Annotated in this window: 13 protein-coding genes; 10 read left to right on the forward strand and 3 right to left on the reverse strand. The window is 69.5% G+C overall.

Annotated features, from left to right (window positions below):
• The first annotated feature begins 659 nt into the window (after nt 1-659).
• Nucleotides 660-1,370 (forward strand): M23 family metallopeptidase, encoded by a 711-nt coding sequence (locus SACXIDRAFT_RS07380; protein WP_006237911.1) that lies wholly within the window; start codon nt 660-662, stop codon nt 1,368-1,370.
• 244 nt (nt 1,371-1,614) lie between these two features.
• Here the strand turns inward: SACXIDRAFT_RS07380 and pcrA are convergent, their stop codons facing one another.
• Nucleotides 1,615-4,110 carry a DNA helicase PcrA gene (pcrA, locus tag SACXIDRAFT_RS07385; RefSeq protein WP_006237912.1) on the reverse strand — a complete coding sequence of 832 codons (2,496 nt, stop codon included), beginning with the start codon at nt 4,108-4,110 and terminating at the stop codon, nt 1,615-1,617.
• A gap of 215 nt (nt 4,111-4,325) precedes the next feature.
• Here pcrA and SACXIDRAFT_RS07390 point away from each other — a divergent pair, with 215 nt between their 5' ends.
• The 9 genes from SACXIDRAFT_RS07390 to SACXIDRAFT_RS07430 all read left to right on the forward strand — a co-directional run bounded on the left by SACXIDRAFT_RS07390 (nt 4,326) and on the right by SACXIDRAFT_RS07430 (nt 14,552).
• Nucleotides 4,326-4,622: a chorismate mutase gene (locus tag SACXIDRAFT_RS07390; protein ID WP_006237913.1), complete on the forward strand. Its 297-nt coding sequence runs from the start codon at nt 4,326-4,328 to the stop codon at nt 4,620-4,622.
• 66 nt (nt 4,623-4,688) lie between these two features.
• A complete protein-coding gene (locus tag SACXIDRAFT_RS07395; protein WP_006237914.1) occupies nt 4,689-5,000 on the forward strand; it encodes a hypothetical protein in 312 nt (103 codons plus the stop codon).
• Between the two features lie 343 nt (nt 5,001-5,343).
• Nucleotides 5,344-6,594 (forward strand): hypothetical protein, encoded by a 1,251-nt coding sequence (locus SACXIDRAFT_RS07400; RefSeq protein WP_006237916.1) that lies wholly within the window; start codon nt 5,344-5,346, stop codon nt 6,592-6,594.
• A 305-nt stretch (nt 6,595-6,899) separates the two neighbouring features.
• Complete coding sequence (locus SACXIDRAFT_RS21755; RefSeq protein WP_157599649.1) at nt 6,900-7,781, forward strand: hypothetical protein; 882 nt, start codon at nt 6,900-6,902, stop codon at nt 7,779-7,781.
• 166 nt (nt 7,782-7,947) lie between these two features.
• Entirely contained in the window at nt 7,948-9,723 is a 1,776-nt protein-coding gene (locus SACXIDRAFT_RS07410) for a serine/threonine-protein kinase (RefSeq protein ID WP_006237918.1), read from the forward strand.
• A 54-nt stretch (nt 9,724-9,777) separates the two neighbouring features.
• Nucleotides 9,778-10,758, forward strand: a complete 981-nt coding sequence (locus tag SACXIDRAFT_RS07415) for a serine/threonine-protein kinase (protein WP_006237919.1) — start codon at nt 9,778-9,780, stop codon at nt 10,756-10,758.
• A gap of 178 nt (nt 10,759-10,936) precedes the next feature.
• Nucleotides 10,937-11,887, forward strand: coding sequence for a glycosyltransferase family 2 protein (locus tag SACXIDRAFT_RS07420; RefSeq protein ID WP_006237920.1), 951 nt, complete (start codon nt 10,937-10,939; stop codon nt 11,885-11,887).
• On the forward strand, nt 11,872-12,279 hold the full coding sequence (locus SACXIDRAFT_RS07425; protein WP_006237923.1) for a GtrA family protein: 408 nt from the start codon (nt 11,872-11,874) through the stop codon (nt 12,277-12,279). The genes SACXIDRAFT_RS07420 and SACXIDRAFT_RS07425 overlap by 16 nt, the downstream gene beginning before the upstream one ends.
• The gene (locus SACXIDRAFT_RS07430; protein WP_006237924.1) at nt 12,276-14,552 is read left to right on the forward strand and encodes a putative glycosyltransferase family protein; all 2,277 of its coding nucleotides are present in this window, start codon (nt 12,276-12,278) and stop codon (nt 14,550-14,552) included. Before SACXIDRAFT_RS07425 ends, SACXIDRAFT_RS07430 begins: the two co-directional genes overlap by 4 nt.
• Here SACXIDRAFT_RS07430 and SACXIDRAFT_RS07435 read toward each other — a convergent pair.
• Nucleotides 14,510-15,181 (reverse strand): response regulator, encoded by a 672-nt coding sequence (locus tag SACXIDRAFT_RS07435; protein ID WP_006237925.1) that lies wholly within the window; start codon nt 15,179-15,181, stop codon nt 14,510-14,512. The genes SACXIDRAFT_RS07430 and SACXIDRAFT_RS07435 overlap by 43 nt on opposite strands.
• Nucleotides 15,178-16,644, reverse strand: a complete 1,467-nt coding sequence (locus SACXIDRAFT_RS07440; protein WP_006237926.1) for an ATP-binding protein — start codon at nt 16,642-16,644, stop codon at nt 15,178-15,180. The genes SACXIDRAFT_RS07435 and SACXIDRAFT_RS07440 overlap by 4 nt, the downstream gene beginning before the upstream one ends.
• Nucleotides 16,645-16,673: the final 29 nt, after the last annotated feature.

The raw sequence follows: 16,673 nt of genomic DNA on the forward strand, positions 1-16,673 counted from the left end.
CCCCCGTAACAGCCTGCGACTAGCACGGTGCGCCCGTGACGGAACTATCCCGCGCGGGACACCGACTTTCCGGCGACGAGCGTAACGGGACCGCCCCTGCCACGCCCTGACGGCGAGGGGCGCCGGGCCGCCATCACAGGCGTCCGTTCCGCCGGGCGATGCGGTGGCGGCACAGGTGCGGTGACGGGCAGCCGCACCGCCGATCGCAGCGGCGCGAAAGACACGGAGATCGAGACCTCGAATCGACCGTTCGAAACCTCCGGTTGCCTGATTGTAATGCACATCACAGATCACAAGTGAACCTCGTTCTACCTGTCGTCATGGCATCCAATCCGGCTGTGACGACCCACTGTTACGGCCCGATTGCGAGGCGCACCTTGCCCACAGCGCCACCATTTCGTTACTGTCCCGCAGTCCCCATTACGGTCAGATCACGAACCACGAGCGGTACCCCCGACACCGCTCAACCGGGTCCCCCCGCCCGGCGGATCGCGAACTGACTTCCCCGAGTAACGGAAGGCGCTGTCTTGGCTCGACACCGCTCCCCCGGCGGCCAAGGTCCTTCCCCGGCACTCGAAGAAGCACTGGACAGTGCTGTCGTTCGTGCCCGGGGTTCTCACCGGCTTCCCGTGCCGTCGTCGGCACTGCGAGGCCGCGTGATGGTGGCCGCCGTCGCGGCAGGCGCGTTCGCCGCTGCGGCAGCAGGGCAGACTCTCCAGACCGCGTCCGGCGACTCCGCCGAGCGGCGGACCGACGTGGCTCCTCTCGCGAACGCCAACGACGCGAGCGCGACCATGACCACCGGAGGCGCCGCAGGCGTCGGTGGCAACGCCCGCGTCGGCGCTCCGGTACTGCTCCAGGTGGCCGACGCCCCCGCCGACGCCTCCGAAGAGGCCAAAAAACTCACCGAGAGCGCGGAACTCACCGAGGAGCGCCTCGAACGCGAGGAGGAGGAACGCCGCAGGGCGGCCGAGGAGGCAGCGCGCCCCAAGTTCGTCGCTCCCGCGCAGGGCGTGTTCACCTCCGGCTACGGCGCCCGCTGGGGCACCACCCACTACGGCATCGACATCGCCAACAGCATCGGCACGCCGATCGTCGCGGCCGCCGACGGCACGGTGATCGAAGCGGGACCGGCCAGCGGATTCGGTCTCTGGGTCCGGGTTCAACTCGACGACGGCACGATCCACGTCTACGGCCACATGGACAGCTATTCCGTCTCCGTCGGCCAGCAGGTCAAGGCGGGCGAGCAGATCGCCGTGATCGGCAACCGAGGCCAGTCCACCGGCCCGCACCTGCACTTCGAGGTCCACCAGAACGGCCAGAAGATCGACCCGCAGGCCTGGCTGGCCGCCCGCGGCGTCTACTTCTGATCCACCCACGCATTCCGATCCGCCCGACGGCGATCCGGCACACCCCCGGAAGACGGATTCGACGTCGCACGCGGCCCGGGAGTCGATCGACCCCCGGGCCGCGCCGTGTGTCGCGCCTGTCCCCGAGCCGGACACCACCCCGGCTGCGACGCGACCCGCCATGACCACTCCCCGTCGAACTTGTGTTCGAGGAGAACGGTAGCGCACGGCACCGACAAAAAGTGCCGCCGAAGACGGAAACCTGCTAAAGCTTCACCATCGGCACGCTGCCGATCAGCATGAGCCGAACCGTTCCCGCACTGCCGAAGTCGATGGTGGCCGTCGCCCTCGGGCCAGCGCCCTCGGTGGCCACCACGGTGCCGAGCCCGTACTTGTCGTGGTTGACCCGGTCACCGACGTCGAGCTTGAGCGCGACCGTGCTCTTCCAGGCATCGCCACGCCGTCCCGTTCCAAATCCCTGGAACGACGTCGTGCGCATCCCGCCTGCCGCGAGCCCGGCCTGCGCCGAGTCCGCACCCGTTCCGGGCCTGCGTCCCCACGTGGTGGCCGCCCTGGGAGAACCGGAGTCCCGCGACGGCGCCTGCCGCCGCCAGTCGAGAAGCTCCTCGGGGATCTCGTCGAGGAACCGCGACGCGGGGTTGCTCATGGGCTGCCCCCATGCGGTGCGCACCAAGGCCCTCGACACGTAGAGCCTGCGCTGGGCGCGGGTGATGGCCACGTACGCCAGCCTGCGTTCCTCCGCGAGTTCCTTCGGCTCGCCGAGGGCACGCAGGTGGGGGAACACGCCGTCCTCCCAGCCGGTGCAGAACACCACGGGGTACTCCAGCCCCTTGGCCGTGTGCACGGTCATCAGCGTGACGACGCCCTGGTCTGTGCCGCCGTCGGCACCGTCGGCACCGCCGTCCGGTGACGGGATCGAGTCGGCGTCGGCCACGAGCGACACCCGTTCCAGGAAGGCGGGCAGCGATCCCGGCTCGGGAACGCCGGCCTCCGGCTCGTCCCCGGCGTCCTCCGCACCGGATTCCGCCAGCACGGTCTGTGCGAACTCCGTGAACTCCCTCGCCACCGTCACGAGCTCGTCGAGGTTCTCGAGCCGGGAGGCGTCCTGCGGGTCCTTCGACTCCTCCAGCTCGGCGCGGTAGCCGGTGCGGTCGAGGACGGCCTCCAGCACGTCGGCGACGTCGGCGCCCTCGTCCACCAGCTCCCTCAGCCCGTCGAGAAGCTCCACGAACCCGCCGACTGCTTTCTGGGACCGCGTGTTCAACAGCGGGATCCGTCCCTCGACGGCGTCGCGGAGCGCGGCGGCGAACGAGATGCGTTCCCGCTCGGCGTGCGTGGCGACGACGGCTTCGGCGCGGTCGCCGATGCCCCTCTTCGGCACGTTGAGGATGCGGCGCAGGCTCACGGTGTCCTCGGGGTTGGCCAGCACCCGCAGGTAGGCGAGCGCGTCCCTGACCTCCTTGCGCTCGTAGAACCGCACCCCGCCGACGACCCGGTACGGCAGCCCGAGCCGGATGAAGATCTCCTCGAACACCCGCGACTGGTTGTTGGTCCGGTAGAAGACGGCGACGTCGGAGTACGTCGCCTCGCCCCGGTCGGCCAGCGCGTCGATCTCCCCGGCGACGAAGGCGGCCTCGTCGTGCTCGTTGTCCGCCACGTAGCCGACGATGCGCTCGCCGTCGCCCGCGTCGGTCCAGAGCCGCTTGTCGCGGCGGCCGGGGTTGCGCGCGATCACGGCGTTGGCCGCCGACAGGATCGTCTGGGTCGAGCGGTAGTTCTGCTCGAGCAGGATCGTCCGCGCGTCAGGGAAGTCGCGCTCGAACTCCTCGATGTTCCGGATGGTCGCGCCCCGGAAGGCGTAGATGGACTGGTCGGCGTCGCCGACGACACACAGCTCGGAGGGCGCGACGCCCGTCTCGGTCGGTGCGGTACCGACGAGTTCGCGCACCAGCGTGTACTGCGCGTGGTTGGTGTCCTGGTATTCATCGACGAGCACGTGGCGGAACCGTCGCCGGTAGTGCTCGGCCACGTCGGGGAACGCCTGGAACAGCTCGACGGTCCGCATGATCAGATCGTCGAAGTCCATCGCGCCGGCCTGCGCGAGCCTGCGCTGGTACTCGCGGTAGGCGTCCGCGGCCTTCCGCTCGAAGTCGCTCGCCGCCGAGGCGGCCGCGTCCTCGGGGTCGATCAGCTCGTTCTTCCAGTTCGACACGTGCGCGGTCAGCGCCCGCGCCGAGTACCGCTTCGGATCGAGGTCGAGATCCCTGCCGACCAGCGTCATCAGCCGCCTGCTGTCGTCGGCGTCGTAGATGGAGAAGTTGGAGGTCATCTCCAGCGTCTTCGCCTCACGCCGCAGAAGGCGCACGCACATCGAGTGGAACGTCGAAACCCACATCGCGCCCGCGCGGCGGCCGACGAGGCCGGCGACCCGCTCGCGCATCTCGGCCGCGGCCTTGTTGGTGAAGGTGATCGCCAAGATCTGACCGGGATGCACGTCCCTCGCGGCGAGCAGGTAGGCGATCCTCCTCGTCAGCACACGAGTCTTGCCCGAGCCCGCACCCGCGACGACGAGCAGCGGCCGTCCGTGGTGCTCCACAGCCGCACGCTGCGCGGGGTTGAGGTCGTCGAGCAGTTCAGCGGGCACCGGCGCCGCCGCGCTCGGTTCGCCGTGTCCGTCACGGCGTCCGGAACGCGGGTGACGGCCTGGGGATTCGGAGGGAAGATCGAACAGGGTGTTCATCGTGAGTCCACGCTACCTGTGGAGTCCGACAGGCCGATCGTGTGGCATACTCGACGCCGTGCGACACGACGTGACTCGATTTTTCTACGGGATCCGGACTCCGGCTCCCGTGACCGCGTAGTGCCACAAGTCGTCACGAAAGCCTCGGAGTCCTCCGGACCCGGGGCTTTCGTCGTCTCGGGACGGACCACCTCCGCAAGCGAGAAGAGGTCACGATGAACGCCAGGACCCGCGACACCGGCACGGCAGGCCAGACCCCGGCCACCGGCGACGAGAAGATCGACGAGCTTCGCCAGGAGATCGACTGGCTCGACGCGGAGATCCTCAGGCTGGTGAAACGCCGTGCCGAGGTGTCGAGGACGATCGGCGCGGCCAGGATGGCCGCGGGCGGTCCCCGAATCGTCTACAACCGCGAGATGGACGTCCTCGCGCGCTACCGGGAACTGGGTCCCGAGGGCAGGCAGCTCGCGATGGCGCTGCTCAATCTCGGAAGGGGACGTCTCGGGCGCTAGAGCCGCCCGGATTTTTCGGGGATCTCCCTGACCCACGGCCTCCCAGGCTGGCGGCACACTGGTGTCATGGACATCATCAACATCATCGCCGTCGTGATCGCGATCGCGAGCCTGCTCGCCGCGCTCGCCCACGTCGGGTACCTGGCCATGCTGAACAGCGCGGCGAACAAGCGGGCGGGCGGCGGCCCGATCGCCGACTACGTGCGATCGCGATGGCCGATCGCGGGCGGCGCGACGGCCGGTGCCGTCGTGGCCCTGCTCTTCACAGCGGGAGGAACCGTGATGGACATCCTGGCGGTCGTACTCGCCGTGGGCTCGGGCGCGGTGGCGACCAAGGCACTTCAGTCAACGCAGACTCGCTATCGCAGCGGCGGGTGAGCAAGGCCGACGACAACAGAGCACGGTCGGCGGTACCGACAACAGAGCACGGTCGGCGGTGCCGACAACAGAGCACGGTCGGCGGTGCCGACAACAGAGCAGGCACCCGTGCCCCCGACCGAGTGAATCGGGCGGTCGTCGGCGCTCTCGGCCCACCACCAGGGCGGAAAGCTCCTACCCTGCTTGAGGTGAGTGCGAGGGGAGTCGCGGACATCGGAGTCCGGCGGCCTGCGCGTGAGGGTTCACGTGCGGGCACACGGGCACACGGCGTCCCTCGCCCCGATCCCGCCACGGCGGTACCGTCCGGCGCGGTGGCAGCAGCGGGAGGAGGCGTCCACCCGGCATGAACGGCACACCCGACGTCGCGAACGGACCCGGCCGAGCCGCGTCCCTCGAGGACACAGGCCCCGTGGATCTCGCTGGAGGTCCGGCTCGTGGTTGCGGCTCAGGCCAAGTCTCCGACACCAACCCCCTCCCCAGCGTTCCCGGCTCCGGTCACCGGCACCGGCCGGCACCGGGTACGTGGACCCCGTCTCCCGGCAGCGGTGCTTCCCACGCCCGCACCGAGCCGATTTCCCTTCCGATTCCGCTGCCCCCTGTCGCCGCGCGCACGGGCGACGTCGAGTTCACCCCGGCAAGCGGGGTTCTGCCGATCGGCGAGGATGATGCCGAGGCCGAGCGACCCACCATCCGGCGAACGACAGTTTTGCTGGCCGCGCCACGATCCACACCGCGGTCCACGCGGCACCTCACCGCTCCGGATGACTCGCGCATCTACGTCGCGCCCCCCGGTGGGCTCGACAAGTTCGATCTCGGTTCGGTTCCGGCCTCGGTGACGCCGCCCCGTACCTGGCGGAAGGCCGCGTGGTTCGCCAGCGCCGCTTCGGGCGCGGCCGTCGCGGCGATGCTCCTCGCGGGCACGGCGCTGATGAACGACCCTGCCGAGAGCAGCAGGGCCATGCAGACCTGGCCCGACCACAGCTCACCGCAGCCCACACTGCCGAGCGACGGCGGCAACGGCACCCCGCGTACCGATCGGCACACCGCAGCGGAGCGGGCCACTGAGGACAGTCGCGAGGGCGACGCCGCACCACGTGAGGGCGAGGACAAGCCCGCCGCACACCAGAGCAACAACGCGTCGCCCGCCCTCGCCGACGACACCACCGGGCACCTCGACGGCGGCGCACCCGAGGGCGGACAGGGTGATCCCGGCGCACCGTCCTCCGACGTGCCCCCGATGGTGAAGCCGCCGGTCACTCCCGCCCCCACCGACAGCGCCCCTGTCGTCCTGTGGGCTCCGCACGACACCGACACGCTGGCGCAACGATCGCAGGACTTCCTCAACACCGTCACGGAGGACCCCGAGGCCGCGCACGCCCTGACTACCGGTGACCTGGCGGCACAGGGCGTGGAGGGTCTCGCGGAGAGGTACTCGGACGTGGCCTACTTCGAGGTGCGCGAGGTCTACGTCGATCCCAACAGGGGCTACACGCTCAACACCGTCGAGGTCACCTACGTGGACGGTTCGACAGAGGAACAGACCCGCAAGCTCGTCTTCGGTGACGACGACCTGATCGAGGCCGATACCCGGTGAACGAGGTGGCAGGAACCCGCGCGCCGCAGCCGTCAACAGCCTTGTTCACCTGCTGATGCACGGCTTTTCGCACATTCACCTGCACGTGCTGATCGCTGAATGGTTGAAAATTACTCCTGTCGAGTGACATGCCACGCCGTTCGTCGTGAACCGCATGCTGTCCACCGACAAGTCCTGGTAAACGGCTCGGCGAACGAGTTGTCTGGGTCGCGGAGTCCACGCACCGCACGGCAGGACGACAGCCACATCATCAACGCAGGCGAGGGCAAGCAGTGCACGACCGGCGCCATCACGGGCAGGAGCCCATGGTCGTCGTAGACGACCGAACCCGGCGAGGCCTTTCGATCGAGCAATTCGGCATGGGATTCGACGATCAGGCCGCCGACGACATGGACGGTGACCCCGGCGGAGCCGACCGGGCACCTGCCGACGAACCAGAGAGCACGTTCGCCCGGAGAGCGAAACTGATCGCTCTGCTTCTCGCCACGGCAGCCCTGGTGGTGTCGGTGGTGGTGGCCTCGGCACTCGCTGACGACTCCGGCAGGCCGGACGACGACTCAGCAGCACACCGCGACATCACCGGTGCCGCCGCGCTCGGCGGTTTCGCTCTGCCTGGCTCGGAGGATGCGAGCCCGAGCACCGAGGGCCCGGCGTCCTCATCGGCGGACACCGGGGCGAGCGGCAAGAGCATTCCGAAGATGGAGGCAGCCCCCGGCGGCCCGAGCCCGGACACCGAGCACCGCGAGCACGGCGAGCACGATGCCGACGCCACGAGCAGCCGCGCGACAAGGAACCATCTCGCCGACGAGGCGGCCACCACCGCCACAGGCACGGGTTCCGCCCGATCCGAGCCTCTGAGTCCCGAACTGGAACCGGCTCCCCATGACGTACTGGCCGCAGTACGCGACTTCTACGACCTGGTGGGCTCGGCTCCCGAGACAGCGCTGGCGCGAGTCGCACCCGACCTGGTGGGCGACGAGCAGGACGTCTTGCTGAAGGCGTGGCGATCCCTGACGTCGGTGGTGGTCGAGCACGTGAACCAGGAGGCGGATGGCTCCGTCACGGTTGTGGTGACCATGAAACCGGCTTACGGGAGCCCGCTGCGAATCACCCAGCTACTCGGCTTCAGTGACGGTCCGCAGCCGGTCATCAACCAGGCGACACTGCTGTCGATCCGGACCCTGTAAGCTCATCGACCTTGTAAGCCCGTTACCGTGGCCCTCGATCGGGGCGTGATCCTTTCCCCGAGCGTGCCCCCCGTGTGTGCACAGGGTAGTCAGCCTAGTCTGATGTGGGTCGGTCTCGGTAAGCCGGCACACGAACTCCGGTATGTGCGAGCCCGAAGGAGGTCGCGTGAGCGACGAGGGTCGCCTGGTCGCCGGCCGCTACCGTGTCATCAAGCGGATCGGGACCGGTGCCATGGGTGCCGTCTGGCAAGCACACGACGAGGTGCTTCACCGGACGGTCGCGATCAAGCAGCTGCTGCTCCAGCCCGGTCTCGACGAGAACGAAGCCGAGGACGCGCGGCAACGCACCATGCGCGAGGGCCGGATCGCTGCCCGGCTGCACCACCCGAACGCCATCTCGGTGTTCGACGTGGTCATGGACGACAGCGGCAGACCATGTCTGATCATGGAGTATCTGCCGTCCAGAAACCTGGCACAGGAACTCCAGAAGCACACCACTCTGCCGCCCATCGAGGTGGCCAAGATCGGGGCGCAGATCGCGGCCGCGCTCACCGAGGCGCACGCCGTGGGGATCGTCCATCGGGACATCAAGCCCGGCAACATCCTCCTCGCGGACAACGGCCTCGTAAAGATCACCGACTTCGGTATCTCGCGGGCTAAGGACGACGTCACGGTCACCAAGACCGGAATGATCGCCGGGACCCCCGCCTACCTCGCCCCCGAGGTCGCCATCGGTGGAGATCCTGGCCCCGAGTCGGACATCTTCTCCCTCGGCTCAACCCTGTACGCCGCGTCGGAGGGGCAACCCCCGTTCGGGCTCAGCGAGAACACCCTGGGTCTCCTTCACGCCGTCGCCGCGGGACAGATCAACCCTCCGCGCCGCTCCGGACCGTTGACCAGCGTGCTCGCCGTGATGCTGCATCCCGAGGTCTCACACCGGCCGACAGCGGCGGAGTGCGAGGAACTCCTGAGCGCGGTCGCCAGAGGCGAGACACCACTCGGTGGCGCCGGCGATGACCCCACCCGCGCGCACAGCGGGCCAGGCAACGGCACGGCCGTGCTGGGTGCCGCGGGCGCGGGCGCGGTCGGTGGGGTGCTGGGCGCCTCGGCCGCCGACTACGCGAGAGGCCATTCCGGGAACCTCGACGACGAGTACGACGACTACAACGGCTACGGCGATCCCGGCGATCCCGGCGATCGTTACGCGGCCGACGAGTACTACGAGGAGGCCCCGCCGACGACGGCACAGCCGCGCACGGCATACGGGGCTCACGACGACTACGGCGGCTACGGCGACTACGACGACTACGACGCAGGCGCGGGAAACCATCGCGACGGCGGCACGCTCGACCGCACTGCCGTAGCTCCGGCCGCCCAGCCGACGCGAGCCACGCCTGCCGTGCCCGCCGAAACGGCGGCATACGGGGGGCGTGATCACGGCGCGGGTCGCGACTACGATCGCCCGCCACCCAGTTCCGAGGACTCGGGTGATAAGGGGAACTGGAAGATCCCCGCGGCCATCGGCGCCGTCGTGGTCGTCGGCATGGCCGCCTTCGCCATCTGGATCTTCGGTGACCGTGGTGGCAACGCCCCCGATTCTCCAGGCGAACAGCGCCCCATCGGCGGCACCACCGAGTCGTGGCCAAGTTCGTCGTGGTCGTCGGAGGTGACCACGACGACGACGCAGGACGTCGTGCAGCCGGAGAACCCGGCGCAACCGGGAACCGATCCCGGCCAGGGCCTCGACGATCAAGAGCAGCCGGACGCGCCTGCCGACAGCACCACCAACGACCTGCCGTCCAGCAGTCAGCAGACCACCACGACCGATGACGGTGGCGACCAGAACACCACGACGCCGGGAGACGGCGACGGCGGAACCAGCCAGTCGTCGGAGCCTCCGCCCGATGTCGAGCCGACAGAACCCGCGGGAAACACAGAGTGACCGTGGCAGCTTCGTTGATGTTCGTTTGACCGGCATCGCGATACAAGGGGTCGTGTGAAGAACACCGAAGGCGCTCTCGTCGGTGAGCGGTACAGGCTCGACCAGCCGATCGGCCGTGGCAAGGCCGGCATCGTGTGGCTGGCCTTCGACACGATGCTGCACAGGACAGTCGCGGCCAAACCGACGTACCTCGATCCTGATCGGGAGCCCGGCGAGGCGAGAAGAACGGCGCTGGCCGAGGGCAAGCGCGCCATGCGGGTGGTTCACCCGAGCGCGGTGACGGTGTACGACGCGCTGCAGGACGGCGACGACGTGTGGCTCGTCATGGAGTACGTGCCGTCGCGGAACATGGCCGATTTCCTCGCCGAGCACGGCACCCTCACGCCCGAGCAGGCGGGCTACCTCGGCGCGGCGCTCGGCGCGGCACTCGCGTCGGCACACAACGCCGGGGTCGTGCACGGCGCTGTGGAGCCGGGCAACGTCCTGCTCGCCGACGACGGCGGTGTGAAGCTCACCGACATCGGCATTCACGGCGGCACGCCCGACCCGGCCTACCTCGCTCCGGAGGTCAAGCGCGGCGCGACACCGACCACGGAGGCCGACGCGTACGGGCTCGGCGCCACCCTGTTCAGGGCCGTGGAGGGTTCGGCGCCGTTCGGTCAGGAAGGCGAGGACGACCCCGTCGTGCCCGCGCAAAGCGGGCCTTTGACGGCTGCGCTGGAGAAGCTGCTGCGCTCGGAACCCGACCTGCGGCCGACATTGGCGGACACCGTGTCCGCGCTGCGCGCGGTGAGCAAGGGAAGGCAGGCCGGGTTCGTGCCGCCGACGGCCCCTGCCATGCCGACGGTGCGCCTGATGCCGCCCCCACCGAGAGTGCCGCCTGCCGGGTCCGTTACTGCCGCGACCGCCGCGCCCGCCACACGAGGTGCCGTGGCGGGAGTGGACCCGGCACCGTCGTCGCGGCGGATACTGTTGTGGGCGCTCGCCGCGATCGTGGTCGTGGCCGCCGTGATCGCGGTCGTCGTCCTCCTGTAGGCACGTCCGCTCACAGGCGTATCCCTCGTTCGGCTGGCACTGCCGCCCGATGGGCTGGCCCGGAGTTTCCGGTCGTGCTCGCTCGGCAAGCAAGGAGTGTGGGACCGGCAGGCGTGGCACCACTCGCCCTCGCCCGCCGTCCTCCTTCGCGTGCCGGCCGAACCGAAAGCAGCGGACAATGCGCCTCTCCGTCATCGTCCCGTGCTACAACGAGGAAACCTGCCTTCCCCGGTTGAGGGCGGCGCTGCTGCATGTGCTGCCGCCGCTCACGGATGAATTCGAGATCATCCTCATCGACGACGGCAGCACCGACGGCACACTCGAGATGCTCCGCGCGATGTCCCGGTCCGATCCCCGGTTCCGATACCTGTCGCTCAGCCGCAACTTCGGCAAGGAAGCCGCGATGCTGGCGGGTTTGCGGCACGCGGCAGGCGATCTCGTCGCGATCCTGGACGCAGACCTGCAACACCCGCCCGAGCTGCTCGGCGACATGGTGGCCCTCATCGACAAGGGCTACGACCAGGTTGTCGCCAAGAGGACTCGCACGGGAGACGGGCACGTCAGAACCGCGGCATCCCGGGCGTACTACCGCATGATGAACCGGCTCGTTGACGTGGAACTCACCGACGGCGTCGGGGATTTCCGCCTGTTGAGCAGGCGCGCCGTGGACGCGCTGCTGTCGCTGGAGGAACGCAACAGATTCTCCAAGGGCTTGTTCTCGTGGATCGGCTTCGACACGGCCGTCGTCGATTACGAGAACGTGGCGAGGACCGACGGAGCGAGCAAGTGGTCACTGCGTTCGCTGCTGAACTACGGCATCGACGGCATCCTGTCGTTCAACCACCAGCCGTTGCGGCTGGCCGTGTATCTCGGGGCGCTGTGCACGGCCGCCGCGTTCGGGTACGCGATGTGGCTCGTCATCAGCGCCCTGCTGCACGGCACAACGGCACCCGGCTACGTGACGATCATGTGCGGGATCATCGGGTTCGGTGGCATGCAGCTCCTTCTCGTCGGAGTTCTCGGCGAATATCTCGGCCGGATCTATCACGAGACGAAGCACCGCCCTCATTTCCTGCTGAAGGAAACGAGCCATCCTGCGGGGCCGGAGGCGCCGTGCGTGGACGACTAGTGCGGTTCGCGGCTGTCGGTGCGGTGAACACGGCGACCTACGTTGGTCTCTACCTGCTGCTGCGACTTGTGCTGGACTACCTGGTCGCCCACATCGTCGCGTTCCTGCTCGCGATGGTGGGCTCCTACTTCCTCAACTGCCGCTTCACGTTCCGGATCCGGCCGAGCCTGCGAACGTTTCTGCTGTTCCCGCTCTCCAACGTGACGAACTTCGTGGTGACCTCGGCCGGCCTCTACCTGCTCGTCGATGTGTTCTCGGTCAGCGAGACGATCGCGCCGCTGCTCGCGGCCTCCGTGGCGATTCCCGTGACGTTCCTCGTGGCCCAGTACATCCTCACCGAGCCCCGGCCCCGCCCACGCTGGGCCGAGGACGCCCCGGAGGTTCGCTCATGACCACAACCACCACGACCGCGGCTCCCGACGTCCGCCCCGACGCGACCCCGCCGCCGCGGCATCAGAGGGCGACCGGCTTCTGGGTGGCCACGGGCGTGTGCGTGGTGGTCGCCGCGCTGGCGCAGCTTCCGCTGATCCGAAACCGGATCTTCTATTTCTGGGACGACAGCGCTGCCCAGTTCCTTCCGATGTGGCACCGGCTTGGCGAGCGCATCGCGCAGGGACAGTGGCCTCCGCTGCTCGACGTCGATCTGTGGCTGGGCGGCAACCTCGCCGCCGAGGCACTGTTCGGCATCTACAACCCCGTCAACGTGGCGAACTTCCTCGTGGTGGCGGCGCTGCCCGATCTGGCCGTCGCCGCAGTGCTGGTCAAGACCGAGTTCCTCGTGCTGCTGGCGCTCGGCATGTACCTGCTGTGCCGCGAGTACGGCGCCGCGCGACCCGCCGCCGCCACGCTCGCGGTGGCGCTGCCGTTCGCGGGCTACGTGCTCTATTTCGACGCCGGGTCGTGGGCATCGGGGCTGATCGCGTTCGCCTGGGTGCCGCACGTGTGGTGGACGACGCGCAGGGCGGCGCGAGGTGGGTTGAACCCGCTGTGGGCCTTCGGTGCGGCCGCCCTCGCCGTGACGGCGGGTAACCCGTACGGAATGCTCGGCGTCGCGGTCGTCTATCTGGGGCTGCTCGTGGAGTTCACGGTGCGCCGCAGGCGAAGGGGCGCCGCGGTGGTCCTCGGTCTCGGCGCGTGCGCCGCCCTGCTGGTGCCGCTGGTGTTCCTGCCGCTTCTCGGGAGCTCCTCGGTGACGTGGCGCAGCGACACGGCGGTCGTCAACGACGGGTTCCTCGTACCCGGCCTGACCGATCTCCTCGCCTCCAGCGCCCCCACACACCTGCCCCACGTCGTCGTGTTCGGCGGCACCGGTCTCGCGGTACCCGCCGCGTACTTCGCGTGGTTCGTGCTGCCGCTGCTGCCCTGGCTCGACTGGCGGGTCGTGCGCCAGCGGTGGCGACTACTGCTCGCGCCGCTTGCGGTGGCGGCGACGTTCGCCGTCGCGGCGCTCGGGCCGTCGAAGCTGTGGCTGTTTCGCTGGCCCATCCGGCACCTGGAGTACTGCTTCCTCGCGTGCGCGGTTGTGCTGGCGGTGGTCCTCTCGTCGGGGCTGCGGGCGGATCGTGTCCGGTCCAGGACGGTGGCGACGGTGGCGATCGTCGCGATCGGGACGTACCTGGCGTGGTCGGCGACGCCCGACAACTGGGCGTGGCATCTCGGTGGCGGTCTGCTGGTTGCCGTACTCGCCGCGGTGGTGATCGGCTGGTGTCGCGACGCGGGCCGTACCCGGCTGGCCGTCCTTCTGTGTGCGGGCACCGCCGCCGTCCTCGGCTACCAGCTCGCGATGGCGCCCAAGAACACCAACGTCTCCCAGCTCTACTACCCCCACTCCGTGGCCGAGCTGAAAGACCGCTTCGCCGACCGCTACCCCGGCGAGGTCATGCAGATCGCCGACCTGACCACCGCGGACAACACCCTCGGACTGCACCCGGACGGGGCATGGCGGTACTTCCTGTTCGGCAACGTCTACTCCGCGGCGGGGGTGGAGTCGCTCGTCTCCTACACCGGTCTCGGCTTCCTCGACTTCATCGACACCTTCTGCCTCGACAATTCCGGCTCCACCTGCCCCGAGGCGTGGGACGCCCTGTGGCGGCCCACCGGATACGGCGGCGCCGCTCTCGCTGATCTTCTCGGGGTGACGACGGTGGTGGTACAGAACGCGCTCGTGCCGGAGGCCCGCATCGCGGAACCGCAGGCAGGCTGGCGGGTGCGCGAACGTGACGACGTGGTCACCGTGCTCCAGCGGGAAACGCCCCTGCCATGGCCGGATTCGACCCTGACGTGGGCGTCACCGGGTCTCGATGTCACCGGCGCTGCCACCGTCCACCGCGCGACCGGCGCCACCGGCGAGACCGTGACCTTCACGGCGACCGGCTCCGAAGGCGAGCACCGGCTCGTGTTCGCAAGGCTGGCCTGGCCCGGCTACAGCGCCACCGTCAACGGCGTCGAGGTGCCGGTGGAGACCACACCGGCAGGGCTGGTGACCGTGGAACTGCCCGGCGGCATCCGAGAGGGCGAGCTGGCATTGAACTGGAGCCCGCCCGGTCAGACGGCAGGCGTCCTCGCGGCCGGTCTCGGTGTCCTCGGCGCGCTGGCCCTCGGTGTTGCCGTGCCGCGCTGGGATCAGACGAGCCGCCGGTCGGAGGCCCAGCGCGAGAGCTCGTAGCGGTTCGACAGCTGCGTCTTGCGCAACACGCTGGACACGTGGGTCTCCACGGTCTTCACGGAGATGAACAGCTCCGATGCGATCTCCTTGTACGCGTAGCCCCTGGCGAGCAGGCGCAACACGTCGCGCTCCCTCGGGGTCAGCAGATCGAGGTCGGGGTCGTTGATGGGCTGTGCACCCGGCCGGTCGGCGAAGGCGTCGAGGACGAACCCGGCGAGGCGCGGCGAGAACACCGCGTCGCCGTCGGCGACGCGCAACACCGCGCGCACCAGCTCGCGCGACGAGATGGTCTTGGTGACGTAGCCCCGCGCGCCCGCGCGGATGACCGCGATGACGTCCTCGGCCGCATCGGACACCGACAGCGCGAGGAACACCACCTCCGGCAGCTCCGGCCGTACCCGCCGCAGCACCTCGGCCCCGCCGCCGTCGGGCATGTGCACGTCGAGAAGCACCACCTGCGGGCGGGCCCTGCGGATACCGGCGACCGCCTCACCGACCGATCCCGCCTCACCGACAACTCTGACCTCGTCGCTCAGTGCGGCCAGCTCCGTACGCGCCCCCGCGCGGAACAGCGCGTGGTCATCGACGAGAAAGACCGTCACGGGCCTCTTCTGCTCGGTTGTGGTCACGTCGCCCCCTGAGCGCTTCTGTCCGCGGACCTGCGCGGCATCTCCAACTGCACCTCGGTGCCCTCACCCGGCGCGGTACGCAATCGGCACCTGCCGCCGTTGCGCTCCATCCTGCCCCTGATGGAGTCGGCGAGGCCATGCCGGTCCTCGGGGACGGCCTCGGGATCGAATCCCCTGCCCCGGTCTCGAACGAACACGGTCACCGACTCGCGCTCCACCTCCGCGTAGACGCTGACCTCCTCGACACCCGCGTGCTTGGCCGCGTTCACGATCGCCTCTCGTGCCGCCTGGATCAACGCGCCGAGCTGCTCGTCAACCTCGACCTCGCCGCCGACGACCACCTGCTGCACGGAGATCGCGAACGTGTCCTCCACCTCACCGCACGCCGCCGCCAGCGCCTCGGAGAGGCTTGTGGCCTGCCGCTGTGACTCGGCTTCGGCTCCGTTCCTCGCGGTCCCGTAGCCCGACGGCCCGTACAGCCACTGCCGCAACTGCCGTTCCTGGCCGCGGGCCAGCCTCGCCACCTCGCGTGGCAGATCGGCCTGTTTCTGGATCAACGCCAGCGTCTGCAACACGGAGTCGTGCAGGTGAGCGGCGATCTCCGCGCGTTCCTCCGTGCGAATCCTCGCTCTCCGTTCCTCCCCGAGATCGCGGATCAGGCGCAGCCAGAACGGCACCGTCAGCACCGCCACACCCACCAGCGTCGCGAGCACCGCGATCAGCGCGAACTGCACCTGGTCGAGGCTTCCGCTGCGGAAGACGACCACCCCGATACCGGTGGCCACGAGTGCCACACCCGCGAGTACCCGCACGAGCGGGCGGGCCCCGCCGTCCCCGACGACGCCGGCGACACCGGATCGGGCACCGTCGCGCCACCTCCTGCGCTGCGACTCGTCGGCCTCCCGCCACACCACCGCCGCACCGACGAGCGCGACGGCGACGGGCAGGCCGACCCACCCGCTGAACAGGCCGGTGAGCGCACCGCCCGCGAAACTCAGGCCGATGCCCAGCGCGATGAGGCCGTACGCCTGCTGCCGTTCCTTCGCGGACTCGGGCGCAGACCGTTCCTCGCCGGAGTGCTGGGGCACGAACACCCACAGCAACCCGTAGGCGAACAGCCCCATACCCCCGAACGCCGCGAGTACCGCGAAGGCGGCCCGCACCCACAGCACGTTGACGCCGAGATGATCGGCGAGCCCGCCTGCCACGCCCGCGAGCGCGCGACCCCTGCGGCGGCGGTACATCTTCGGCGGGCCGTCCACCTCCCCCTGAGGCGCCGCCCGGCGGTTTCCCGAGGGCTCGACGGACGCGCCTGCCCCCGGCGTGGCGTCCCTTTCCCCGGCAGGTGCGGCGGATGGCGCGACACCGAACCCCGCCGGATGCTGCCCCGCCCCGGACGCCCGCTCCCCGGTCACCTGCTCCTCCACCCCGCCATCGTCACACGCCTCGGCGCGCGGGTTCATCGGGGAAACCCCTGAATCCGTCCCGGACG

The organism is Saccharomonospora xinjiangensis XJ-54 (assembly GCF_000258175.1).
GTDB classification, from domain to species: domain Bacteria; phylum Actinomycetota; class Actinomycetes; order Mycobacteriales; family Pseudonocardiaceae; genus Saccharomonospora; species Saccharomonospora xinjiangensis.